This window comes from Dietzia sp. NPDC055340, from assembly GCF_053645335.1.
This window is the reverse complement of sequence record NZ_JBSHML010000002.1, coordinates 60200-83957: the sequence shown is the minus strand read 5'-3', so window position 1 is coordinate 83957 and position 23758 is coordinate 60200. Positions and strand designations below refer to the sequence as shown.

Annotated in this window: 19 protein-coding genes; 16 read left to right on the top strand and 3 right to left on the bottom strand. The window is 70.0% G+C overall.

The genetic code is table 11. The annotated features are described in order from the left end of the window. Positions 1 to 216: 216 nt before the first annotated feature. From ftsZ to ACWIFB_RS01505, 9 genes are all read left to right on the top strand, one after another. Entirely contained in the window at positions 217 to 1422 is a 1206-nt protein-coding gene (gene ftsZ, locus ACWIFB_RS01545) for a cell division protein FtsZ (RefSeq protein ID WP_344990067.1), read from the top strand. An 8-nt stretch (positions 1423 to 1430) separates the two neighbouring features. Beyond that, positions 1431 to 2150: a peptidoglycan editing factor PgeF gene (gene pgeF, locus ACWIFB_RS01540; RefSeq protein WP_452099495.1), complete on the top strand. Its 720-nt coding sequence runs from the start codon at positions 1431 to 1433 to the stop codon at positions 2148 to 2150. Positions 2151 to 2286: 136 nt separating this feature from the next. Further along, entirely contained in the window at positions 2287 to 3015 is a 729-nt protein-coding gene (locus ACWIFB_RS01535) for a YggS family pyridoxal phosphate-dependent enzyme (protein ID WP_452099496.1), read from the top strand. Between the two features lie 74 nt (positions 3016 to 3089). Beyond that, a complete protein-coding gene (locus ACWIFB_RS01530) occupies positions 3090 to 3785 on the top strand; it encodes a cell division protein SepF (RefSeq protein WP_295651402.1) in 696 nt (231 codons plus the stop codon). 47 nt (positions 3786 to 3832) lie between these two features. Beyond that, positions 3833 to 4132, top strand: coding sequence for a YggT family protein (locus tag ACWIFB_RS01525; RefSeq protein ID WP_230929440.1), 300 nt, complete (start codon positions 3833 to 3835; stop codon positions 4130 to 4132). Positions 4133 to 4262: 130 nt separating this feature from the next. Beyond that, positions 4263 to 5138, top strand: coding sequence for a DivIVA-like cell division protein Wag31 (wag31, locus tag ACWIFB_RS01520; protein ID WP_452099497.1), 876 nt, complete (start codon positions 4263 to 4265; stop codon positions 5136 to 5138). Between the two features lie 161 nt (positions 5139 to 5299). Further along, positions 5300 to 5512 (top strand): hypothetical protein, encoded by a 213-nt coding sequence (locus ACWIFB_RS01515; protein ID WP_454057074.1) that lies wholly within the window; start codon positions 5300 to 5302, stop codon positions 5510 to 5512. Between the two features lie 280 nt (positions 5513 to 5792). Continuing rightward, positions 5793 to 9002 (top strand): isoleucine--tRNA ligase, encoded by a 3210-nt coding sequence (gene ileS / locus ACWIFB_RS01510; RefSeq protein WP_454057073.1) that lies wholly within the window; start codon positions 5793 to 5795, stop codon positions 9000 to 9002. 12 nt (positions 9003 to 9014) lie between these two features. Then, entirely contained in the window at positions 9015 to 10541 is a 1527-nt protein-coding gene (locus ACWIFB_RS01505; protein ID WP_454057072.1) for a DNA polymerase IV, read from the top strand. A gap of 92 nt (positions 10542 to 10633) precedes the next feature. On the opposite strand, the gene ACWIFB_RS01500 is transcribed toward ACWIFB_RS01505, so the two are convergent. Continuing rightward, positions 10634 to 11686, bottom strand: a complete 1053-nt coding sequence (locus ACWIFB_RS01500) for an asparaginase (protein ID WP_454057071.1) — start codon at positions 11684 to 11686, stop codon at positions 10634 to 10636. A 161-nt stretch (positions 11687 to 11847) separates the two neighbouring features. On the opposite strand from ACWIFB_RS01500, the gene ACWIFB_RS01495 reads away from it, so the two are divergent. Next, complete coding sequence (locus tag ACWIFB_RS01495; protein ID WP_452099501.1) at positions 11848 to 12342, top strand: hypothetical protein; 495 nt, start codon at positions 11848 to 11850, stop codon at positions 12340 to 12342. Here ACWIFB_RS01495 and ACWIFB_RS01490 read toward each other — a convergent pair whose 3' ends face one another. Beyond that, positions 12343 to 13353: a hypothetical protein gene (locus tag ACWIFB_RS01490; protein WP_454057070.1), complete on the bottom strand. Its 1011-nt coding sequence runs from the start codon at positions 13351 to 13353 to the stop codon at positions 12343 to 12345. A gap of 70 nt (positions 13354 to 13423) precedes the next feature. Here ACWIFB_RS01490 and lspA point away from each other — a divergent pair, with 70 nt between their 5' ends. The 6 genes from lspA (at position 13424) to ilvA (ending at position 21815) form a co-directional block, all read left to right on the top strand. Further along, the gene (gene lspA / locus ACWIFB_RS01485) at positions 13424 to 14062 is read left to right on the top strand and encodes a signal peptidase II (protein WP_454057069.1); all 639 of its coding nucleotides are present in this window, start codon (positions 13424 to 13426) and stop codon (positions 14060 to 14062) included. Beyond that, positions 14055 to 14981 carry an RluA family pseudouridine synthase gene (locus ACWIFB_RS01480; protein ID WP_454057068.1) on the top strand — a complete coding sequence of 309 codons (927 nt, stop codon included), beginning with the start codon at positions 14055 to 14057 and terminating at the stop codon, positions 14979 to 14981. Before lspA ends, ACWIFB_RS01480 begins: the two co-directional genes overlap by 8 nt. Continuing rightward, complete coding sequence (locus tag ACWIFB_RS01475) at positions 14978 to 15745, top strand: hypothetical protein (RefSeq protein ID WP_454057067.1); 768 nt, start codon at positions 14978 to 14980, stop codon at positions 15743 to 15745. Before ACWIFB_RS01480 ends, ACWIFB_RS01475 begins: the two co-directional genes overlap by 4 nt. 286 nt (positions 15746 to 16031) lie before the next feature. Beyond that, positions 16032 to 16916, top strand: a complete 885-nt coding sequence (gene rarD, locus ACWIFB_RS01470) for an EamA family transporter RarD (protein WP_454057144.1) — start codon at positions 16032 to 16034, stop codon at positions 16914 to 16916. A gap of 33 nt (positions 16917 to 16949) precedes the next feature. Beyond that, the gene (gene dnaE / locus ACWIFB_RS01465; RefSeq protein ID WP_452099506.1) at positions 16950 to 20498 is read left to right on the top strand and encodes a DNA polymerase III subunit alpha; all 3549 of its coding nucleotides are present in this window, start codon (positions 16950 to 16952) and stop codon (positions 20496 to 20498) included. A gap of 33 nt (positions 20499 to 20531) precedes the next feature. Beyond that, the gene (gene ilvA, locus ACWIFB_RS01460; RefSeq protein ID WP_452099513.1) at positions 20532 to 21815 is read left to right on the top strand and encodes a threonine ammonia-lyase IlvA; all 1284 of its coding nucleotides are present in this window, start codon (positions 20532 to 20534) and stop codon (positions 21813 to 21815) included. A 115-nt stretch (positions 21816 to 21930) separates the two neighbouring features. Here the strand turns inward: ilvA and treZ are convergent, their stop codons facing one another. Further along, positions 21931 to 23745: a malto-oligosyltrehalose trehalohydrolase gene (treZ, locus tag ACWIFB_RS01455; RefSeq protein WP_454057066.1), complete on the bottom strand. Its 1815-nt coding sequence runs from the start codon at positions 23743 to 23745 to the stop codon at positions 21931 to 21933. Positions 23746 to 23758 lie beyond the last annotated feature (13 nt).

The window sequence follows — 23758 nt, the reverse complement described above, 5'->3', positions numbered from 1 at the left end:
GGCCGGACGACCCCTTCACGTACCGGTCGACACGACACGCCCGCGCGCTTCGTGGACGCACGGGGCTGCTGCCCCTACCGTGTGATCCGACGGCGGAAAAGGCCTCTGACCAGCAAGTTTAACCCTCAACTAGAGGGTGAGACTTCAGGTTCACAGAACTTTCGTCGAGACAGCACGCAACCGAGCACGACACCCCCAAAGGAAGGCCGGGCCTCGATGAGCTCACCGCATAACTACCTCGCAGTCATCAAGGTCGTCGGAATCGGCGGCGGTGGCGTCAACGCGGTCAACCGCATGATCGACGAGGGGCTCAAGGGCGTCGAGTTCATCGCGGTGAACACCGATGCGCAGGCCCTGCTCATGTCGGACGCCGACGTCAAGCTCGACGTGGGCCGTGAGCTCACCCGCGGGCTCGGTGCCGGCGCCGACCCGGAGGTCGGCCGTAAGGCCGCAGAGGACCACAAGGACGAGATCGAAGAGGTTCTCAAGGGGGCCGACATGGTCTTCGTCACCGCCGGCGAGGGTGGCGGCACCGGCACGGGTGGCGCGCCCGTGGTGGCGGCGATCGCGCGCAAGCTCGGCGCGCTCACCGTGGGTGTGGTCACCCGCCCGTTCTCCTTCGAGGGCAAGCGTCGCGGCGGCCAGGCCGACTCCGGCATCGATCAGCTGCGCGAGGCCTGCGACACGCTCATCGTGATCCCGAACGACCGTCTCCTCCAGCTGGGCGACGCGGGGGTGTCGATGATGGAGGCGTTCAAGACCGCCGACGAGGTCCTGCTCAACGGTGTCCAGGGCATCACCGACCTCATCACCACCCCGGGCGTGATCAACGTCGACTTCGCCGACGTCAAGGGCGTCATGTCCGGCGCCGGCAGTGCCCTCATGGGAATCGGCTCGTCACGGGGGGAGGGTCGCGCGTTCAAGGCCGCGGAGGCCGCGATCAACTCGCCGCTTCTCGAGACCACGATGGAGGGCGCCAAGGGCGTGCTCATGTCCATCGCCGGAGGCAGTGACCTGGGACTGTTCGAGATCAACGAGGCCGCCTCGCTCGTGCAGGAGGAGGCACACCCGGACGCCAACATCATCTTCGGCACCGTCGTGGACGACTCGCTGGGAGACGAGGTCCGCGTGACCGTCATCGCCGCCGGGTTCGAGGGCGGATCGCGTCCGATCACCGCGGGCGGTGCCCAGCCGCGCCGCGGACGTCACCATCTCGACGACGAGGATGCGGTACCCGGGGCCTCCGGGGACACCGGCGGAGCCTCCGAGCTCGGCTCGACGCCCCTCGGTGGCGGCCGTCGCGAGGAGCCGTCGTACCCGGCGTCCGCCGGCTCGGCCGGGGCCTCGTCCTCGCCCGCACCGTCGTCCCGCCGGCGTGACGAGGACGACGACATCGACGTCCCGCCGTTCATGCGGCACTGAGGCCGATAGTGGCATCTCACAGCACCGGACGCGTCCGCCGGGTGGTCACCGACCGTCGTGGCGGCGCGTCCACCGGTGATTTCGACTCGTTCAATCTGGGCGACCACGTCGGCGACGCCCCCGCGGCGGTCGCGGCGAACCGGGCGCGGCTCGCACGCCGCCTCGGTCTGCCCGCCTCCGATGTCGTGTGGATGGATCAGGTCCACGGCACCCGCATCGCCCGCGTCACCCGGGCGACCGGCGGGCCCGTCCCCGCCACCGACGGTCTGGTGACCGACAAGCCGGGTCTGGCCCTGGCCGTGCTCACCGCGGACTGCGTGCCCGTGCTGGCCGCGGACTCCGAGGCCGGTGTGATCGGTGCGGTCCACGCCGGACGGGTCGGTGCCGTCGGTGGGATCGTGCCCGCGCTCATCGGGGCCATGACCTCCCTCGGTGCCCGCGCCGAGCGAATCACGGTCCTGCTCGGCCCCGCCGCGGCGGGGGAGCACTACGAACTCCCGGACGAACTCGCCGACGAGGTCGAGGCGGCGTTGCCCGGCAGTCGGACCCGTACCGTCGGCGGCACCGCCGGGGTCGACCTCCGGGCGGGTATCACCCGGCAGCTCGCCGGACTCGGCGTGAGCAGGGTCGACTCCGATCCGCGGTGCACGATCGCCGACGAGTCCCTGTTCTCCTATCGCCGGCAGGGCCGGACCGGACGACAGGCCTCCGTCATCTGGCGCGACTAGGTGTCGACGACGCCTGCAGGATCGCGACCGCTTCGGGCAGCGGTGTCTGGCCGGGCCGCCGTGTCTGGCCGGGCCGACGGTAATTCCGATAGGTTACGGGCCATGCAGCACTGCGTCGGCGTATCGGTAGGTGGTCGTGACTGACCCCCGGACAGAAGAACTGGCGAGCCGACTGGCCGCCACCCGCGAACGACTCGACGCCGCCCTGGCGGCTGCCGGCCGGACGGACGAGGTCGACCTCGTCGTCGTCACCAAGTTCCATCCCGTCGACGACGTGATCCGTCTCGCGCGGCTCGGCGTGCGCGACGTGGGGGAGAACCGGGTCCAGGAGGCGGCCGCCAAGGTCGCCGACCTCGCGGCGGCCGACGCCGGGCTCGCTTCCTCGGTGCGGTGGAACATGGTGGGAAACATCCAGTCCAACAAGGCGACCGCGGTCGCCGGGTGGGCCGACCGGGTCCACTCCGTGCACTCGGCGAAGGTCGCAGGCGGCCTCGACCGCGGCCGGGCCCGACTGGCCGACGAGCGTGACGACGTGCTCCCGCTGCCCGTCCTCCTCCAGCTCAGCCTCGACGGCGACACCTCGCGCGGCGGGGTCTCGCGAGAGGACCTGCCCGCGCTCGCCGACCACGTGGCCGGACTCGCGCACCTCACCCTCTCCGGACTGATGGTGGTGCCCCCACTCGAGGGGGATGCGGCCGCGCACTTCGCCGATGCCGCGGAGGTCGCGGAAGGCCTGCGACGTGCGCACCCCGGGGCGATCGGGTTCTCGGCCGGCATGTCCGGAGACATCGAGGCCGCGATAGCCGCGGGATCGACCTGCGTGCGTGTCGGAACGGCGATCCTCGGCCCCCGCCCAGTAGTTTGAGATCCAACCTCGTGGGAGGCGTCTCCCACGACGCCTAGCCCGCGACGACCCCGTTACCAGGAAGGTCCCGGAAGATGAGCGCAATCGCCCGGTTCAAGGAGTACTTCGGAATGGCGCCCGTCGCGGCGTACGAGGACGAGTACCTGGACGACTACGACCGCCCCGTGCACCACGACCCCCGGGCCTCTCGCGCGATGCACGAGATGGATGACCTGGACGCGATCGGACGCGATCGCCGGGACGATTACGGCTACGCCGCGGATCGGTACGCCGAGGAGCCTGCACCGCGTGCCCGCCTCGAGGAGTTGGACCCGATCGACGATCGGGCCGCCGCCCCCCGCAGGGCCATGGCAGACGAGGTCGCGCCGCGGCCCCGGCGCTACCACGCCGCCGAGGCCGGCGCCCGCGCCTCGATGCGCGGTGTGCCCGCCACCCGCGGAGCGGTCGCCCTCGCCCCCGAGGAGGACTTCATCGAGGACGGGCTGGTCACCGTGCCCGAGACCGTGGTCGAGCGTCCCCGTGGCTTCGGTGACGGGAAGAGCCTGGGTGATCACTTCCGCGCCGGTCGCGCCGTGGTCCTGGACCTGTCCACGATGGCCTCCGGTGACGCGCGCCGCATGGTCGACTTCGCCGCCGGGCTCGTCTTCGGTCTGGACGGCCGCATGGAGAAGGTCGCCGATCGCGAGCGCACCTTCCTGCTGCAGCCGGCCGGCATGGACCTCACCGAGGCCGAGGTCCGTGACGCCGTCAACGGTGCATTCCGTCGCTGACCGACGCCGGCCGACGCGTTCCCACGAGGTGACAGTAGGGTTGAGTCGTGCGTGAAATCCTGCTGGTCCTCTATATCGCCACCCAGGTCTTCTGGTATCTGCTGCTGGCCCGGATCGTCGTCGAGATGATCGCCTCGTTCTCCCGTAGCTGGAGTCCCAAGGGGTTCGTCGCCGTGATGTTGGAGTGGCTGTTCACCCTCACGGATCCGCCGGTCAAGGCGTTGCGGAAGGTGATCAAGCCGGTCCGGCTGGGGCAGATCTCGCTGGATCTCTCCGTGCTCGTACTGTTCGTGATCATCATCGTGATCCAGGTGATCCTGCGGTACCTGATGTTCAGCGTCGCCTGAGTCTCTGCGGGGTCATGGTGACGCGCGGGCTGATTGTGACTAGATTGGCACGCGTTAAGGTAGTAATGATGTCGTGGGTCCGGTGCGAAAACGCCGGACCGGCACCCGAGACGACCACGAGGGGTATCCCATGCCGTTGACTCCAGCCGATGTGCACAACGTCGCGTTCTCCAAGCCGCCGATCGGTAAGCGCGGCTATAACGAGGACGAGGTCGACCAGTTCCTCGACCTGGTCGAGAAGGAGCTCGCGGAACTCGTGGGGGAGAACGAGGATCTCCGTCATCGGGTCGACGAGCTGAGCAAGGACCTCGAGAAGGCCCGCAAGTCCGGCGACAAGAGCGACAAGGGTTCCGCTGACTCCGGCGCCCCGAGCGCCCCGCAGGCTGCGGCCCCGGCCGCGCCGGCTGCCCCCGCGCCCACGCCTGCTGCGACGCCGGCCGCGGCCACCCCGTCGCTCGGCAGATCGGAAGACGAGGGCGCGGCCAACTCCGACACCCACCTGCGTGCCGCCCGCGTGCTGGCCATGGCGCAGGAGATGGCCGATCGTCTCACCGGCGAGGCCAAGAAGGAGTCTGACGGGCTCATGTCCAAGGCCCGCGGCGAGTCGGATCGGCTGGTCGGCAGCGCCAAGTCCGACTCCGAGAAGATGGTCCGTGACGCCCGCAAGGAGGCCGACCGCATCCTCGGCGAGGCCAAGAACAAGTCCGACGGGATCGTCAAGGACGCCCAGGCCCGCTCCGAGCAGCAGGTCAAGGAGGCGCAGGCCAAGGCCGACGCCCTGCAGGCCGACGCCGAGCGCAAGCACACCGAGATCATGGCCACGATCAACCAGCAGCGCGGCGTGCTCGAGGGACGGATCGACCAGCTCCGCACCTTCGAGAAGGACTACCGCAGCCGGCTCACCAGCTACCTCGAGAACCAGCTCAATGAGCTGGGTAAGAGCGGTTCCGCCGCCCCGGCAACGCCCGGTGACGTCAGCTCCGCGTCCGACAAGGACAGCAAGTAGGAATCCGGGCACCGCGCTGACCGGCCGGTGATCTGAGGCCTCGGCCCCCGCCCCTGCCCAGGGTGCGGGGGTCGACGTATATTCGAGGGCAGTGGACGACCGCCGGTAGGTGTCGTCGTCCCCGCCACCGACACCCGCTCCACAATGCACCAGGAGGAACGATGCTCGTCGCCGCACTCGGACTGACGATCCTCGGGTTCGCATTCCTCGTCGCGGCGGTCGCCACCGGCAACATCGGGTGGGCGTGGGCATGCATCGCGGTCGGTGGGATCGGTCTGCTCCTCCTGCTGGTCGACCTGATCCGTGGCCGCGGCGGTCGTGATGAAGCGCCGATCGCTGACGCGGAAGAGGCGGACACCAACGCCGACGGGTAGGATCTGGAACTATCCGGCCTCGATCCGGACGCGCACTGATCCGGCCATCACCGGGGAGCGCTCGGAAGAACGGCCGATCCTGTTCCGGGACGGCTCAGTAGAACCGAACGGGAAGGCCCGTCACAGCCTGACCCACGAGTGGGCGTCGCGTCGTCGTCGTCAAACGGGGTGGTACCGCGGACGGGTGCGCTGGTCGCACCCGGATCGTCCCCGAGCGCAGGTCTGACGGCCCCACGGATGCGAACTCGTGCGGGCCCCGTACGCGAGGAGTCCCGTCCAGATGAGTACCGAATCCGCGACCCCGGATGCCGAGAGCCCCGGAACCGCCGTCACCGGTAGCGCGTACCCGATCCTTGACCTGACCGGCGGCGGCATGGCGAAGTCGCCGTCGTTCCCCGCGCTCGAAGAGACGGTCCTTGCCCGCTGGGACGACCGGGACACCTTCCGCGAGTCCATCCGCAACCGTGCGGACGCCGAGGAGTACGTCTTCTACGACGGGCCCCCGTTCGCCAACGGCCTGCCCCATTACGGCCACCTGCTCACCGGGTACGTCAAGGACGTCGTCCCGCGCTACCGCACCATGCGTGGCTACAAGGTCGACCGCCGCTTCGGTTGGGACTGCCACGGCCTGCCCGCAGAGCTCGAGGCGGAGAAGCAGCTGGGCATCACGGAGAAGTCGCAGATCCTCGACATGGGTCTGGCCGAGTTCAACGCCGCGTGCAAGAAGTCGGTGCTGCAGTACACCGACGAATGGGAGGAGTACGTCCACCGTCAGGCCCGTTGGGTGGACTTCGAGAACGACTACAAGACCCTCGACATCGACTTCACCGAGTCCGTGCTGTGGGCGTTCAAGCAGCTGTACGACAAGGGGCTGATCTACAAGGGCTTCCGCGTGCTGCCGTACTCCTGGTACGAGCAGACGCCGCTGTCCAACCAGGAAACCCGTCTGGACGACGCCTACAAGATGCGCCAGGACCCGGCCGTCACCGTCGGTCTGCCGCTCGAGGCCCCGCAGGACAGCCCGTTCCACGGCGCCGAGGCGCTGGTGTGGACCACCACCCCGTGGACCCTGCCGTCGAACCTCGCGGCCGCCGTGCACCCGGACATCGACTATTCGGTGGTCCGCGTGGCCACCGGTGAGTTCGCCGGCCGCACCTTCGTCCTGGCGGAGGCCCGGCGTGCTGTCTACGCGGCCGAGTTCGGTGAGGACGCCGAGGTCGTGGCCACCGTCAAGGGCTCCGAACTCGTGGGCCTGCGGTACACCCCGCCGTTCGACTTCTTCGCCGGGCACCCGAACTCCCACGTGGTCCTGGCCGCCGATTACGTGACCACCGAGTCCGGCACCGGCATCGTCCACCAGGCCCCCGCGTTCGGTGAGGAGGACATGGAGACCTGTAGTGCCGCCGGGATCGAACTGGTGATCCCCGTCGGCCCGGACGGCAAGTTCACCTCCGAGGTGCCGCCGTACGCGGGGCAGCTGGTCTTCGACGCCAACGCGCCCATCTCGCGCGACCTGCGGGCCGCCGGCCGTCTGATCCGCCACGAGACAATCGAGCACTCCTACCCGCACTCGTGGCGCTCCGGACAACCGCTCATCTACATGGCGCTGCCCGCGTGGTTCGTCCGGGTGACCGCGTTCCGCGACCGCATGGTCGAGCTCAACCGCGAGCAGATCACCTGGATGCCCGAGCACGTGCGCGACGGGCAGTTCGGCAAGTGGCTCGAGGGCGCCCGAGACTGGAACATCAACCGCAACCGCTACTGGGGCGCGCCCATCCCGGTGTGGGAGTCCGACGACCCGGCGTACCCGCGCGTGGACGTCTACGGCTCCCTCGACGAGCTCGAGCGGGACTTCGGCGTGCGACCGACCGACCTGCACCGCCCGTACATCGACAACCTGACCCGGCCGAACCCGGACGACCCGACCGGCAGGTCCACGATGCGCCGCGTGGCGGACGTATTCGACTGCTGGTTCGAGTCCGGCTCCATGCCGTTCGCGCAGGTCCACTACCCGTTCGAGAACAAGGAGTGGTTCGAGACCCACTTCCCGGGCGACTTCATCGTCGAGTACAACGGCCAGACCCGCGGCTGGTTCTACACCATGCACGTCCTGGCCACGGCGCTGTTCGACCGCCCCGCGTTCACCCACGTCGCCGCCCACGGCATCGTCCTGGGCAACGACGGGCTCAAGATGAGCAAGTCCAAGGGCAACTACCCGGACGTCAACGAGGTGTTCTCGCGGGACGGCTCCGACGCCATGCGCTGGTTCCTCATGAGCTCGCCGATCCTGCGCGGTGGCAATCTGGTGGTGACCGAGCAGGGCATCCGTGAGGGCGTGCGCCAGGCGATGCTGCCGCTGTGGAACTCGTACAGCTTCTTCCAGCTGTACGCCTCCGAGCGCGCGACCTGGCGGACCGATTCCCAGCATGTGTTGGACCGGTACATCCTGTCCCGGCTGGCGTCGACGCGCGACGCCATGACCGAGGCCCTGGACATCACCGACATCGCGGCGGCCTGCGACGAGCTGCGCCTCTTCGCCGACGCCCTGACCAACTGGTACGTGCGACGCTCTCGCTCGCGCTTCTGGGCGGGCGAGTCCAGCGGTCAGGATTCGCGCGACGCGTTCGAGACGCTCTACACGGTGCTCGAGACCACCATGCGTCTGGCGGCCCCGCTGCTGCCGCTGATGTCCGAGGTGATCTGGACCGGGCTGACGGGCGAGGAGTCCGTACACCTGGTGGACTGGCCGGCCGCGGACTCGCTGCCCCGCGACCCGGGTCTGGTCGAGGCGATGGAGGCCGTGCGGGCGGTGTGTTCGACCGTGTCCTCGGTGCGCAAGGCCAAGCAGCTGCGCGTGCGACTGCCGCTCGACACTCTCACCGTGGCCATGCCGGACGCCGAGCGGTTGCAGCCGTTCACCGGGATCATCGCTGATGAGGTCAACGTCAAGAACGTCGTCCTCACCAGCGATGTCGCCGCACATGGTCGGATGGAGCTCGCGGTCAACGCGCGCGCCGCCGGCCCCCGCCTGGGCAAGCAGGTCCAGGCCTGTATCAAGGCCGCCAAGACCGGCGACTGGACGGAGGTCGACGGCGTGGTGACGGCCGGCGGTGTCCCGCTGGAGGAGGGCGAGTTCGAGCACCGCCTCGTGGCCGCCGACCCCGAGTCCACCGCCGCGCTCCCCGGGGGCGCGGGCCTGGTGGTCCTGGACCTCACGGTGACGGAGGAGCTGGAGGCAGAGGGGTGGGCCAAGGACCGCATCCGCGAACTGCAGGAGGCGCGCCGTGCGGCGGGCCTCGACATCTCCGACCGTATCCGGGTGCGCATGGCGGTCCCGGCAGAGCGACGCGAGTGGGCCGACCGCCACGCGCAGCTCATCGCGGGCGAGGTGCTGGCCACCGACTTCGCGGTGGTCGACGCCCTGGATTCGGCCGACGGGGATCCGATCGAGCTCGCCGAGGGCGTCAGGATGACGCTGTCTCGGGTCTGATCGGACTCCCTCGTGGGTGAGGGGCAGGACCGGTGGGTCCTGCACGTGGACATGGATGCGTTCTTCGCGTCCTGTGAGCAGCTCACCCGGCCGACCCTTCGGGGTCGGCCGGTGCTGGTCGGCGGTACCGGCGGCCGCGGCGTCGTGGCAGGCGCCTCGTATGAGGCCCGCGCCTTCGGTGCCCGGTCGGCGATGCCGTCGCATCAGGCGCGCCGCCTTGTCGGTCCGTCGGCGGTGTTCGTGCCGCCGCGGATGCCGGTGTACCGCGCGCTGAGCCGTCGGGTGTTCGAGGTGTTCGCCGAGCACGCCCCGGTGGTCGAGCAGGTGTCGGTCGACGAGGCGTTCCTCGAACCCCCGGAGCTCCGCGGCGCGGACTCCGATCGGACGCGGGCCTGGGCGCAGGATCTGCGCACGGCGATCCGCGAGGCCACAGGGCTACCGGCGTCGGTGGGTGCGGGGGCCGGCAAGCAGTACGCCAAGATCGCCTCTGACCTGGCGAAACCTGACGGGATCGCGGTGGTGTCGCGCCGCGATCACGCCGACGTCCTGGGGCCGCTTCCCGCCCGGAGCCTGTGGGGTGTGGGCCCGGTGGCGGGGGAGCGGCTCGCGCAGTTCGGGATCGCGACGATCGGTGACCTGGCGGAGATGGACGACGACGACGTCGTGCACGCCCTCGGCCGGACGGTGGGCCCGGCGATCGCCCGCATCGCGCGTGGTTACGACGACCGCCCCGTCGAGGAGCGGGCCGAGGCCAAGCAGATCAGCGCCGAGAGCACGTTCGCCGCCGACCTCACCACGGCCGGCCAGGTGGTGGCCGCCGTACGCCGGGCCGCGGAAGGCGCGCACCGCCGCCTGCTCACGGATGGGCGTGCGGCCCGCACGGTGACGGTCAAGGTCAAGCGTTCCGATTTCACGTCGATCACCCGCTCGTACACGCTGCCGCAGGGCACCACGTCGCTGGAGACGATCATCTCGGTGGCCCGCTCGTTGGCCCCGGACCCCGTCGAGTTCGGCGCGATCCGCCTGCTCGGCGTGGGGCTCTCGGGTCTGACGCAGTTCCATCAGGACGCGTTGTTCGAGCAGGAGTTCGTGCCGGACCACCGGGCGGGTGGAGGCGTGGGTGGAGGGTCAGGATCCGACGACGACGAGCTGCCCGACATCGTCGGGGTGGGCACCACCGTGACATCCGAGAGCGCGGACCCGGGGGAGGAGCCGGGCGGCGCGCTGGACGAGAACGCCGAGCCGGACGGGATCACCACGGTGGGGCGGGACCTCGCGGGCGCCGGCGCCGAGAACGGCGGCTCGGTCGGCGTGGTCCCGACGATCGGTGCGTGGCGGCAGGACTCTGACGAGCGGTTCCGCACCGGGTCGGATGTGCGGCATCCCGAGTTCGGGCACGGGTGGGTGCAGGGCTCGGGCCACGGCCGGGTGTCGGTGCGGTTCGAGACGGCGGCCACCGGGCCGGGACGCATGCGCACCTTCGCCGACGACGATCCCGCCCTCGAGCCCGCTGATCCGCTGGATTCCCTCGGGTGGTGACCGGCGTCCGACCGGTCTGCCCGATCGTGCCGCTCGCGGCCTTCGTCCCGCTCCGTCGCGCGCGGTCCCGAGGTGCGCGCCCGGTGCTCTTGTCAGCTGTAGAGGTGGTACCGGGACCACTGCCGCCGCACCGCGGTCGCGGCAGCGGCGCGCTCGCCATCGGAAGTGGCGTCGCCGGCCTCGGTGACGCTGAGGAGCGCGGCGAGCAGGACCCGGGCCTGTCCCGATCGCAGGTAGCCGGCGGAGAGGACGCCCCGGCTCGCGAGTTCGGCACCGCCGCCGCGCCCGCCGTAGGTGGCTGTCGCCTCCCCCCGCGGAACGCGGGTGCCGGCCACCACCACGATTTCGGGCCGGTCGTCCGTCAGCTCCGCGACCGCATCCGCCACGAGCGGGGGCAGGTTTCCGGAACCCGAGCCCTCGAGGACGAGCCCGCGGGCCCCGGCATCCACGCACGCCCGGAGCGCGGCGGCGTCTGACCCGGGCGGGCAGGCCACCAGGTCGACCCGGACGTCGGCGAACCGGGCGCGCCCGTCGAGCACCGGGCGCTCGAGCTCGGGCGGCAGGTCCTCGACCGGCTGCTCGGGGGAGTTGCGCGCGAAGGCGACGGGGTCGGTGGTGTGCCACTTGCGCACCCCCCGGGCCTGCAGGATCGCGCGCCCGAGCACCACCAGCACCCCGAGCCCGCGGGAGACCGGATCGGCGGCGAGGAGGACGGCGTCGAGCAGGTTGGCGGGGCCGTCGGCCTCCGGATGATCGGCGGGGAGCTGCGCCCCGGTCAGCGTCACGGGGCGGGGATCGCTGTGGTGGAGATCCAGCGCGATCGCCGATTCCTCCAGCGAGTCGGTGCCGTGGGAGACCACCACCCCGGTCACCGACGGGTCGGCCAGGACATCGGTGACGGCGGCGACGAGGAGGTCCCACTCGGCGGGGCCGAACGTCGACGAGTCGCCGTCCAGAACGGGTCGCGCGCTCACCCGGATCCCGCCCGGGAGTACGGCCCGGAGCTCGTCGAGCATCGCCTCGGTGGCGGCGTCCGACTCCCCGGCGACGACCGCGCCGTCAGCGGCTGTCGACGCCGTGATCGTGCCACCCGTGGTGCAGATCACGACATGGGGGGCATCTGTGCTGGTCTCGGCGCTGTTCACCCGGTCCACAGTGGTGGTCGCACGGCCCGTCGTCAACCACCCGGGCCGCTGTCGATGGAACAATGGCACCTCCGTGTTCGTTGGGCCGGTGACGCGGTCCTCGGACCGCACCGGGCCCGGAGCGTCCACCCGGAACCGCACATTCGACGAAAGGACCCCGCGTGAGTCTTCGACGGACCATCGCCGCAGTCTCCCTGTCCGCTTTCGCCCTGGGCGGTCTGGCCGCCTGCGGTGGTGACGACAACGGCGGCCGGGAGACCGCCCCGGCACCCACCACGAGCTCACAGCAGGCGGCGGCGGTCCCCACCGCCGAGGAGCTCACCGTGCTACTCGACCAGGCCTCGGATCCGAACGTCCCGGTGGAGGAGAAGGTCAACCTGGTCGAGGGTGGCGCCGAGGCGCCCGAGATCTTCGACCAGATCGCGGCCCTCAAGGAGCAGCAGGGCGCCTCCGTGGTGATCACGGGCGTCGCCGAGGGCGATATCCCCGGCACCCTCATCGCCAACGCCGTGATCAACCAGCCCGGCCAGGAGCCCATCAACGTCCAGGCCCAGTTCATCAAGCAGGGCGGCAACTGGATGCTCCAGAAGTCCTTCGCCTGCGCGCTGATCACCAACGCCGGCCTCGAGCCGCCGGCCACCTGCGCGGCGGCCTGATCAGCCGACGCTGCGGAACTCCAGGACCGAGTTCTCGTCGAAGGTCGTACGTTGCCCCGTCTCGGGGTCGACGTACACGGCTCTCGTCGAGGACTCGGTCTTTCCGTCGACCGGCAGCGCCGCCCGGAGATCGACGGTCAGCTCGCCGGAGCCGGTGATGTCGTAGGTCTCCACGTCGAGGGTGACGCCGGGCCCGCCGTCGGGGGCCGGGGCGGTCAGGGTGTCCGCTGCGTCCGGGGCGGTGGTCTCCGTTCGGACGGTGGCGAGGTCGCCGTCGAGCTCGACGAGTTCGTAGGTCACGACGCGCGTCGATGCCACCGCGTCGTCGACCTGACGGGTGGCCGTCCATCGGGCACCCTCGCCGATCGCCTCGGTGGGGAAGACCACGGTGGCGTCCGAGATGGCGTTGGCGGCGATCTCCACCGCCGCACGGGCGGCGTCGGAGGCGTCCACGGGTGCGGCGAGCCCCAGCTCGCGAATGCTGCCGTCCGCGCTGCGCGTCCATGTCGCCGTGAACCCCGGGGCCGTGGAGAACTGGGCGGCACGCAGCTCGTCCGTGGAGGTGAATTCCCGGACCGTGACCGCGGCGCGCTGGGCCCCGTCCACGTCGGGCTCGGAACGACCCTCGAGGGTGAGGGTCTGCGCGGGGGTCTGATCGACGCGCGTCTGGGCGCCCGGCACCTCGGTGCGCGCGGTGCCCGACTGGGACACCTCGACCGTCGCCGGCTCGCGGGAGGGCCCGTACGACAGGACGCGCCGCTCGCTGGCCCCGGCGTCCAGGACCTCGACCACAGGCGCGGGGCCGGGATCGACCGTCGCCTCGGGTTCCAGGGACTGGTCGTCCGCGGCGACGCTCGAGCCGCCGGCGCCGGTCGAGGGGTCCTCGGGCCCGGAATCCCCGCAGGCCGCAGCGCCGAGGAGCGCCGAGGCCGCCACGGTGGAGGCGAGGAGTCGACGGCCACGGCGGGCGGCGCGGGGGCGGGCGGGGGCACTGTGCGATCGCGGTTCCACGGCACCGAGCCTAGAGGGTGGCCCACCCGCGTCATCCGGCTCGGCGGCGTCATCAGGGATACTGGGTCCCATGACGGACACCAACGAGACGCGGTCGGACGCGACGGGGCACACGCCCGGCCCGGCACCCGCGAGCGCGGCGCCGGGCTACTTCGCGGCAGGGCCGACGGTCATGCTGGTGATCGGTGTGGTGGTCGTGCTCCTCGATCAGCTCGCGAAGGTCCTCGCGGTGATCGGTCTCGAGCCGGGCCGGCCGATCGAGCTCATCGGGGAGAACGTCCGGCTGGTGCTCATCCGCAACCCCGGCGCGGCGTTCTCGATGGGCACCGAACTGACGGCGGTGCTGAGCGTGGTCGCGATTGTCGTGGTGCTGGCGCTGATCTGGTTCTCGCGCCGGGTCCACTCGCGCTGGTGGGCGTGGGGGCTGGGCCTGATCATGGGCGGTGCCGCCGGTAACCTGGTGGACCGCCTGGTGCGCGACCCGGGTGTCCTGCGCGGCCATGTCGTGGACTTCATGTCCGTCGGCTGGTGGCCCGTGTTCAACGTGGCCGACTCGTGCCTCGTGGCCGGCGTGATCGTCGTCGCCGTCGCGGTGTTCCGCAACATCGACTACGACGGCACCCTGGCCTCGGACCGGTCGGACCGGGCGGACAGGCCGAAGCGCCCGGCGGTCTCCGACAACGGTGGCGAGAAGACCACCGATGGGTGAGGTCCGCACCTTCCCCGTCCCCGACGGCCTCGACGGCATGCGCGTCGACGCCGGCGTCTCCCGACTCCTGGGCATCTCGCGCACCGCGGTGGCAGACCTCACCGCGGAGGGCAAGGTCCTGCTCGACGGGCAGACCGTCGGCAAGTCGGACAAGCTCACCGGGATGAGCTGGCTCGAAGTCGAGATGCCCGAACCCCGGGCCGAGCCCGCGGTGGTCGCCGAACCCGTCGAGGGCATGACGGTTCTGTATTCGGACAGCGACATCGTCGTCGTCGACAAGCCCATCGGCGTCGCGGCGCACGCCTCGGTCGGCTGGACCGGTCCCACCGTGATCGGCGGCCTCGCCGCCGCCGGGTACCGCATCTCCACCTCGGGCCCGCCGGAGCGCAAGGGCATCGTCCACCGCCTCGACGTGGGCACGTCCGGCCTGATGGTGGTGGCCGCGTCCGAGCGCGCCTACACCCTTCTCAAGCGCGCGTTCCGCGACCGCACCGTCGACAAGACCTACCACGCGCTGGTCCAGGGGCACCCCGATCCGCTGTCGGGGACCATCGACGCGCCCATCGGGCGTCACACGTCGTCGGACTGGCGCTTCGCGGTGACCTCCGACGGCAAGCACTCGATCACCCACTACGACACCCTCGAGGCGCACCAGGCCGCCACCCTCGTCGAGGTGAAGCTCGAGACCGGTCGCACGCACCAGATCCGAGTGCACTTCTCGGCACTGCACCATCCGTGCGCGGGTGACCTCACCTATGGCGCGGATCCCGTCCTGGCCTCGCGACTCGGGCTGGAGCGGCAATGGCTGCACGCGGTCGGACTGGGCTTCGAGCATCCCGGGACGGGCGCGCGCGTCGACTTCGCCAGCTCCTACCCCGACGATCTCCAGCACGCGCTGGACGTGTTGCGCTCGGCATGACCGTCGCCGCGCGGGTGGCCAGGGTCGCGGGAGTGGGGGTGGTGATCGTGCTGGCGCTGGTCACCATCCTCACCGCGCTGCGCACCGAACTGCCGCGCGCGCCGGGCGTGATGAGTGACGCCGTGGGGCCCGATCCGGGCGAGCCCGTGGCCGAGTATCTGGAGCGCGCCGCCGCGTCGCTCGACGTGGGGGCGGGAGACGACCACCGCGACGACGACACCACCGGCTCCCCGGACCCGTCCACCGATCCCGATACGGACCACTGGGCGCTCGTCTCGGCGGCTCAGGCCTGGTCGGTGGCGGACGCGGATGCTGTCGCGCGGGGCCTGCCGCGCGTGTCCGGGTTGATCGCGCAGGTGCCGGTGGAGGGCGTCGCCATGCCGGTGGCCGAGGTCGTCCTGGCCGAGCCGGTGGCGGGGGAGTCCTCGCGCGAGCCGGCGTTCGGTCGCGGCCTGGACGGGGTGGTCAGCGGGCTCGGGGCGGGTCGCGAGCCGGGGCCCGGAGACGTCGGCGCCGATCGCGGGGCGCAGACGTCCGCGCTGACCGCCGCGCGGATCCGGGACGGGGATCCGGCGATCGTCGGGCTGCTCGTCCGCGGTACGCCCGAGCAATTGCGCGCGGTGACCGGACGGCCCGGCGTCCGGGCGGTCGAGGCACTGCCCGCCGATGCGGTGTCGGGGCGTTTCGCCGTGCGGCCGCTTCTGCCGCAGCACGTCCGGTCGGCCTCGCCGCTGCCAGACAGTGCTCCTGTCCCCGCCAGCTGACCGACGTCGGCCGCCTGACCGACGCCGGCCGCCTGACTGAGGCCGGCCGCCTGACCGACGTCGGCCGCCTGACCGCGGCCCGGCCGTAGTCGCGGGCCCTGCTCGCGGCGGAGGTGTCCGCGGGGGCGGTTCCCGGGGGCGGGCCGACACCGTGTCGCGGCTATGGTTGCGGCGATGAGCAGGTGGCGCGAATGAGCAGGTGTCGGCAGTGAGCGGCGGCGATGAAGGAGTGCGGGCGAGCGGGAGCACGGGCCCGGCGGCCGTCGACAAGCCCGTCGCCGGTGGGATGGCCGCGGGCGTGGCCGCCTACACCCTGTGGGGGTTCTTCCCCGCGTTTTTCCCGCTCCTCGAACCCGCGGGCGCCCTGGAGATCCTCGCCAACCGCATCGTGTGGTCGCTGATCGTCATGGCGATCGTGCTCACGCTCCTGCGCCGCTGGCGCGACCTGCGGGCCGTGGACCGGGCATCGTGGGTCTGGATCTCCGGCGCCGCGGTGTTCGTCTCCGCCAACTGGGGCGTGTACGTGTTCACGGTCAACTCCGGGCGCGTCACGGAGGCGGCCCTCGGATACACGATCAACCCTCTGGTGAGTGTGTTGCTCGGGGTGGTCATCTTCGGTGAACGACTCACACGCCCACAGTGGTCGGCCGTGGGCCTCGCCGTCGTCGCCGTCGGCGTCTTGACCGTCGGCTACGGTCACTTTCCCACCCTCTCGGTGATTCTCGCGGTGAGCTTCGGCCTGTACGGGGTCTTCAAGAAGAAGCTGCGGGTGGACCCGGTGATCGGCATGACCGGCGAGGTGGCGGTGATCGCTCCACTCGCCCTGGCCCTGCTCCTCTGGCTCGGCGCGACCGGGGCGGGCACGTTCACCGGCTTCGGCCCCGGGCACACGGCGATGCTCGTCGCCTCCGGGCTGGTCACGGTGGTGCCGCTTCTGCTGTTTGCCTTCGCTGCGCAGCGCATCCCCCTGGCCACCGTCGGCATGCTCCAGTACATCGTCCCGGCGCTGCAGATGGCGTGGGGACTCATCGTCGTGGGGGAGCGGCTCGACGCCGTGCAGTGGGTCGGTTTCGCCCTCATCTGGGCAGCGGTCGTGGCGTTCACGCTGGCAGGGAGGTCGCCGCGCAGGGCGTACGTCGGCAAGTCGAAGGCTGTCGTAGATCCGTCCTAGACTGGGCCGGACAAGTCCTAGGAGGAATGCTGCGTGGGCGGATCCCAGTTCGTGCATCTGCACAATCACACCGAGTTCTCGATGCTCGACGGGATGGCTCAGATCGATCCCCTGTTCAAGGAGGCGTCCCGGCTCGGGATGCCCGCGGTGGGGATGACGGACCACGGCAACATGTACGGGTCGTCGGACTTCTACAAGGAGGCCGTCAAGTCCGGCATCAAGCCGATCATCGGTATCGAGGCCTACGTCGCGCCGGAGTCACGTTTCAACAAGAAGCGCGTCCTGTGGGGCGAGAAGCATCAGAAGGCTGACGATGTCGCCGGTTCGGGTGCCTACACGCACATGACGATGGTGGCGGAGAACGCCACCGGTCTGCGCAACCTCTTCCTGCTGTCCTCTCTGGCCTCCTACGAGGGCCAACTAGGCAAGTGGGCCCGTATGGACGCGGAGATCCTCGCCGAGCACTCCGAGGGGATCATCGCCACTTCCGGCTGCCCGTCTGGTGAGATCCAGACGCGGCTGCGGCTCGGGCACATCAAGGAGGCCTACGAGGCCGCTGAGAAGTGGCAGTCGATCTTCGGCAAGGACAACTTCTTCCTCGAGCTGATGGACCACGGGATCGACATCGAGCGTCGGGTTCGCGAGGACCTGCTCAAGCTCGGCAAGGACCTCGGGATGCCGCCGCTGGTCACCAACGACTGCCATTACGTCACCCGCGACCAGGCCCACGCCCACGAGGCCATGCTCTGCGTCCAGACCGGTAAGACGTTGGCCGACGAGAACCGCTTCAAGTTCGACGGGGACGGGTACTTCCTCAAGTCCGCCGAGGAGATGCGTGCCCAGTGGGACTCCGAGGTCCCCCAGGGGTGTGACAACACGCTGTGGATCGCCGAACGCGTGCAGTCCTACGAGGACATCTGGACGCCCAAGGACCGTATGCCCAAGTTCCCCGTGCCGGAGGGCGAGACGGAGGACACCTGGCTGGCCAGGGAGGTCCACAAGGGCCTGCAGTGGCGCTTCCCGGACGGCGTACCGCAGGAGTACATCGACCGCGCGGAATTCGAGCTCGAGGTCATCAAGGGGAAGGGCTACCCGGGCTACTTCCTCGTGGTCGGTGACCTCATCGAGCACGCCCGTTCCATCGGGATCAAGGTCGGGCCGGGCCGAGGCTCGGCCGCCGGCGCGCTGGTCGCCTATGCGCTCAAGATCACCAATATCGATCCCATCGAGCACGGTCTGCTGTTCGAGAGATTCCTCAATCCGGAGCGACCGTCCGCGCCGGATATCGACATCGACTTCGATGATCGTCGCCGCGGCGAGATGATCCGCTACGCCTCCGACAAATGGGGCGCGGACAAGATCGCCCAGGTCATCACGTTCGGCACCATCAAGACCAAGGCCGCCATCAAGGACGCCGCACGCGTCAACTTCGGGCAGCCCGGTTACGCGATCGCCGACCGCATCACCAAGGCGCTGCCGCCGCCGATCATGGCCAAGGACATCCCACTGTCCGGCATCACCGATTCGGGGCACGAGCGTTACGGCGAGGCGGCCGAGGTCCGCCAGCTCCTCGAGACGGATCCGGACGTCAAGCGGATCTACGAGACCGCCCGCGGCTTCGAGGGCATGGTCCGTCAGGCCGGCGTGCACGCGTGTGCGGTGATCATGTCCTCCGAGCCGCTGCTCGACGTGATCCCCATGTGGAAGCGCGCACAGGACGGGGCCCTCATCACCGGGTGGGACTACCCCTCCTGTGAGGACATCGGCCTGCTGAAGATGGACTTCCTCGGCCTGCGGAACCTCACCGTGATCGGTGACTGTCTGGAGAACATCAAGCTCAACCGCGGCGAGGAGATCGACCTCGACACCCTGAGCACCGACGACCTGCCCACCTACGAACTGCTCGCCCGGGGCGACACCCTCGGCGTGTTCCAGCTCGACTCCGGCGGTATGCGCGAGCTGCTCAAGCGGATGAAGCCGACCGGCTTCAACGACATCGTGGCCGCCCTCGCCCTGTACCGACCCGGCCCGATGGGCATGGGGACGCACTGGAACTACGCCGATCGCAAGAACGGCAAGCAGGAACTGGTGCCCATCCACCCCGAGTTGGAGGAACCGCTCAAGGAGATCCTCGGCGAGACGCACGGTCTGATCGTCTACCAGGAGCAGATCATGGCCATCTCCCGCGAGCTAGCGGGATACACGGCCGGCGAAGCCGACGGCTTCCGTAAGGCTATGGGTAAGAAGAAGGCCGAGGTCCTGGCCGCCGAGTACGAGAAGTTCTCCGGCGGCATGTTCGAGCGCGGCTTCTCCAAGGACGCCGTGGACGCCCTCTGGGGCACCATCGAGCCGTTCGCCTCGTACGCGTTCAACAAGTCGCACGCCGCCGGATACGGCCTGGTCTCCTTCTGGACCGGTTACCTCAAGGCCAACTATCCGGCCGAATACATGGCCGCACTGCTCACCTCGGTGGGTGACGACAAGGACAAGGCCGCCCTGTACCTGTCCAACTGTCGCCAGATGGGCATCCGTGTCCTGCCGCCGTCGGTCAACGACTCGCTCACCAACTTCGCCTCGGTGGGCACGGACATCCGCTTCGGCATGGGCGCCGTGCGAAATGTCGGCGCGCACGTGGTGGAGTCCGTGGTCGCCGCACGCGAGGCGAAGGGCGCGTTCACCGACTTCTCGGACTATCTGGCCAAGATCGACCAGACGGCCTGCACCAAGAAGGTCACCGAGTCGCTCATCAAGGCCGGCGCGTTCGATGCTCTCGAACATCCGCGCAAGGGCCTGTTCCTCGTCCACGCGGACGCCGTCGAGTCGGTGATGTCCACGAAGAAGGCCGAGGCCGTCGGACAGTTCGACCTGTTCGGTGGGGGAGACGACACCGGGGCCGACAACGGTTTCGGTGACGTGTTCGCCGTCCGCGTGCCCGACGAGGAGTGGGACACCAAGCAGAAGCTCGCGCTGGAACGCGAGATGCTGGGCCTGTACGTCTCCGGGCACCCGCTCGACGGACTCGAAGCCGCACTCGAGGCCAAGACAGACACGACCATCGCGACGATCCACGAGGGCGAGCTCGCGCACGGAACCGCGGTGACGATCGGCGGGATCATCTCGGGCGTCGACCGCCGGGTCAACAAGAACGGCGAGCCGTGGGCGATCGTCACGATCGAGGACTTCAACGGGAGCGTCGAGGTCCTGTTCTTCCCCAAGACCTACCGGATCGCGGCGCTGGACATCGCGGAGGACGCGGTGGTGCTGGTCAAGGCCCGTATCAACATCCGCGAAGACCGGGTCTCGGTGTTCGGCGACACCCTCGAGGTGCCGGACCTGGTGGTCGGCGGGAACGGAGCGCCGCTCGCACTGACGCTGGCCACGCGGATGTGCACCATCGAGACGGTCACCGCGCTCAAGCAAGTCCTGGGCCGACATCCTGGTCCGTCGGATGTTCACCTGCGGCTGGTCAGCGGGGACTCGTCCACGGTGCTGCGGCTCGACGATCATCTCCGGGTCGAGACCTCCTCCTCGCTCATGGGCGATCTCAAGGCGCTCCTGGGCCCGGGGTGTCTCACGGGCTGACCGGTTGGCGGCGGCGACGGTGGCGGTGGGAGACTGGTCGTCGTGACCTCCACTGACGCCGCCACCGACCAGGCCGTGACAACCGACGACATCGACGCCGCCGCCCGGCGGATCGGCGACGTGATCAGGTCGACCGATCTGGACATCAGTGAGCGGCTCAGCGAGCAGACCGGTGCGCGGGTCCTGCTCAAGCGTGAGGACCTGCAGGGCGTCCGCTCGTACAAGATCCGTGGCGCCTACAACCTGATGGCGCAACTGGGCGAGGACGAGCGCAGCGCCGGGGTCGTGGCGGCCAGTGCCGGTAACCACGCCCAGGGTGTGGCGTTCGCCTGCCGGGTGCTCGGCATCAACGGGCGCATCTACGTGCCCAACAACACGCCCAAGCAGAAGCGTGATCGCATCCTGTCCCACGGCCGCAACTGGGTGGAGCTGGTGGTGACCGGCGCGAACTTCGACGCCGCCCAGACAGCCGCGTGCGCCGACGCCGACCGGACCGGAGCGACTCTGGTCCCGCCGTTCGACCACCCCGCGACCATGGCCGGCCAGGGCACCATCGCCGCGGAGATCCTCGCGCAGCTCGACCGGGCGCCCGACGCCGTGGTGGTACCGGTCGGTGGCGGCGGCCTTGTCGGGGGGATCGCCACGTATCTGGCCGAATACGCGCCGGACTGCAAGATCATCGCGGTTGAGCCCGCCGGCGCCCCCTCCCTCACCCGGGCGCTGGAGGCGGGGGAGCCCGTCACCCTCGACACGGTCGACACCTTTGTCGACGGGGCTTCCGTCGCGCGGCTCGGCGAGCTGCCGTTCGAGGTGATCTCCTCCATGACGGATCGGATCCGGGTCCTCACGGTGGACGAGGGGGCGGTCTGCACCGCCATGCTCGACCTCTATCAGACCGAGGGCGTCATCGCCGAGCCCGCCGGGGCTCTCGCCGTGACCGCGCTGGAGCAGCTGGACATCGACGAGGGCGCGACGGTCGTCTGCATCGTCTCCGGCGGGAACAACGACGTCTCGCGTTACAGCGAGATCATCGAGCGCTCGTTGGTCCACCGGGGGCTCAAGCACTACTTCCTGGTCAAGTTCCCCCAGGAGCCCGGCCAGCTGCGCCGCTTCCTCGACGAGGTGCTCGGCCCGGAGGACGACATCACCCAGTTCGACTACCTCAAGCGCAACAACCGCGAGATCGGTGCCGCCCTGGTCGGCATCGAACTCGGCTCGCCGACGGGCCTGCACTCCCTCCTCGAGCGGATGGATGCCTCGCGCATCGAATGCGAGCGGCTGGAGCCCGGTACCGCCGCGTACGAGTACCTCACCTGAACCGTCCTCCCGAGCCCTCCCCTCGTCGAGAAGAGCATTGCGCGCACGTTGCGCGAGTAGAGATGTTCCAAACACTCTTCTCGAGGGGGCACGGCGGGAAGCGGTACCCCGTCGATCAGCCGGCGTCCTTCTTCAGTACCGCGAATCCGAACGCCTGGCAGAACACCGAGTCCGTGTCGGCGACCGCTCCCGAGGCCAGCAGCGCCTCGCCGTCCAGCGGAACCCGGCACCGTTCGGTACCCAGATTGACCACGAGGGCCACCGATCCGCGGTGAACGACGAGCCACCGGTCGTCCGCCGCCTCCGTTCCCGTCTCGACGCGGACAGAGCCCAGCCACGGATCACTGAGCTCCGGCTCGGCTCGCCGCAGGGCGATCAGCTCCCGGTATGCCCGGAGGATCCCGGCGTGCGGCTCGGCGGTCTGCTCGGCGCGGTCGAGTTTCGACCGGTGGAACGTCTCCGGGTCCTGCGGGTCCGCCACCTCGGCCGGGTCCCAGCCCGTCGCCGCGAACTCCCGCCGCCGACCACCCCGCACCGCCTCGGCCAACTCCGGCTCGGGATGCGAGGAGAAGTAGCAGAAGGGTGTCGCTGCACCCCACTCCTCGCCCTGGAACAGCATCGGGGTGAACGGCGAGCACAGCACGATCGCCGCCCTGGCCAACAGTTGCTGCGGTGACAAGCTCATCGACGGCCGATCGCCGGCCGCGCGGTTGCCCACCTGGTCGTGGCTGAGCGTGTAGGCGACGAAGCGCGATCCCGGAAGGCGATCCACGTCCACCGGCCGGCCGTGCACCCGGCCCCGGAACGACGACCACGTCCCCGCATGCACGAACGCCCCCGTCAGCGCCTGACGCAGCGCCTCGAGTGAGCCGAAATCCGAGAAGTATCCCTGCCGTTCTCCGGAGATCGCGGCGTGGACGGCGTGGTGCACGTCGTCGTCCCACTGGGCGTGCAGTCCGAGACCGCCGGCCTCCCGCGCGGTGATCGTCCGCGGATCGTTCCGGTCCGACTCCGCCACCAGCGACAACGGCCGCCCCAGATGTGTGGACAGCGACTCCGTCGCCACTGCCAGCTCTTCGAGCAGGTGCACCGCCGAGCCGTCGTGCAGGGCATGCACCGCATCCAGCCGCAACGCGTCCACATGGAACTCGTCGAACCACCGCAGCGCATTGTCGATGATGTATCGCCGCACCTCGCCGGAATGCCGGCCGTCCAGATTGAGCCCCGACCCCCAGGGTCCGTCAGCCGCTGACAGATACGGCCCGAACTCCGGCAGGTAGTTCCCCGACGGCCCCAGGTGGTTGTAGACCACGTCCAGACACACGGCGAGCCCGCGCGCGTGACATGCGTCGACGAACTCCTGGAACGCGTCCGGCCCGCCGTACGCCTCGTGCACCGCGAACCACGCCACGCCGTCGTAACCCCAGCCGTGCTCGCCGTTGAAGGCGTTCACCGGCATCACCTCGACCATGTCCACGCCGAGGGCGACCAGTTCGTCCAGATGCTCGATCGCACTGGTCAGGGTCCCGCCGGCCGAGAACGTGCCCACGTGCATCTCGTAGATCACCGACCCGGCCAGCTGCCGCCCCGTCCAGGACGAATCGGTCCAGCGCGCCGGGTCGACGCGGTGCACCCGTGACAGCCCGTGCACACCGGAGGGCTGCCGCGTCGATCGCGGGTCGGGTCGGGCGGGGCTCCCCTCGTCGTCGTCGCCCGTCAGCACGAACCCGTAGTCCCTGCCCTCGTCGCGGCGCAGGTCCGAGGCCCACCATCCGTCGTCGGTGCGGTGCATCGGGATCGGGGTGGCGTCGGCGGAGTCGAGAACCAGGCCGACGGCTCGGGCGTGCGGCGCCCAGACCGAGAAGACGTCATCGAGAGGATCGGGCGAGGGATCGCGGTGGGAGTTGGTCGCGTGGTGCGGGGAGGTCACACGGCCCAGGGTA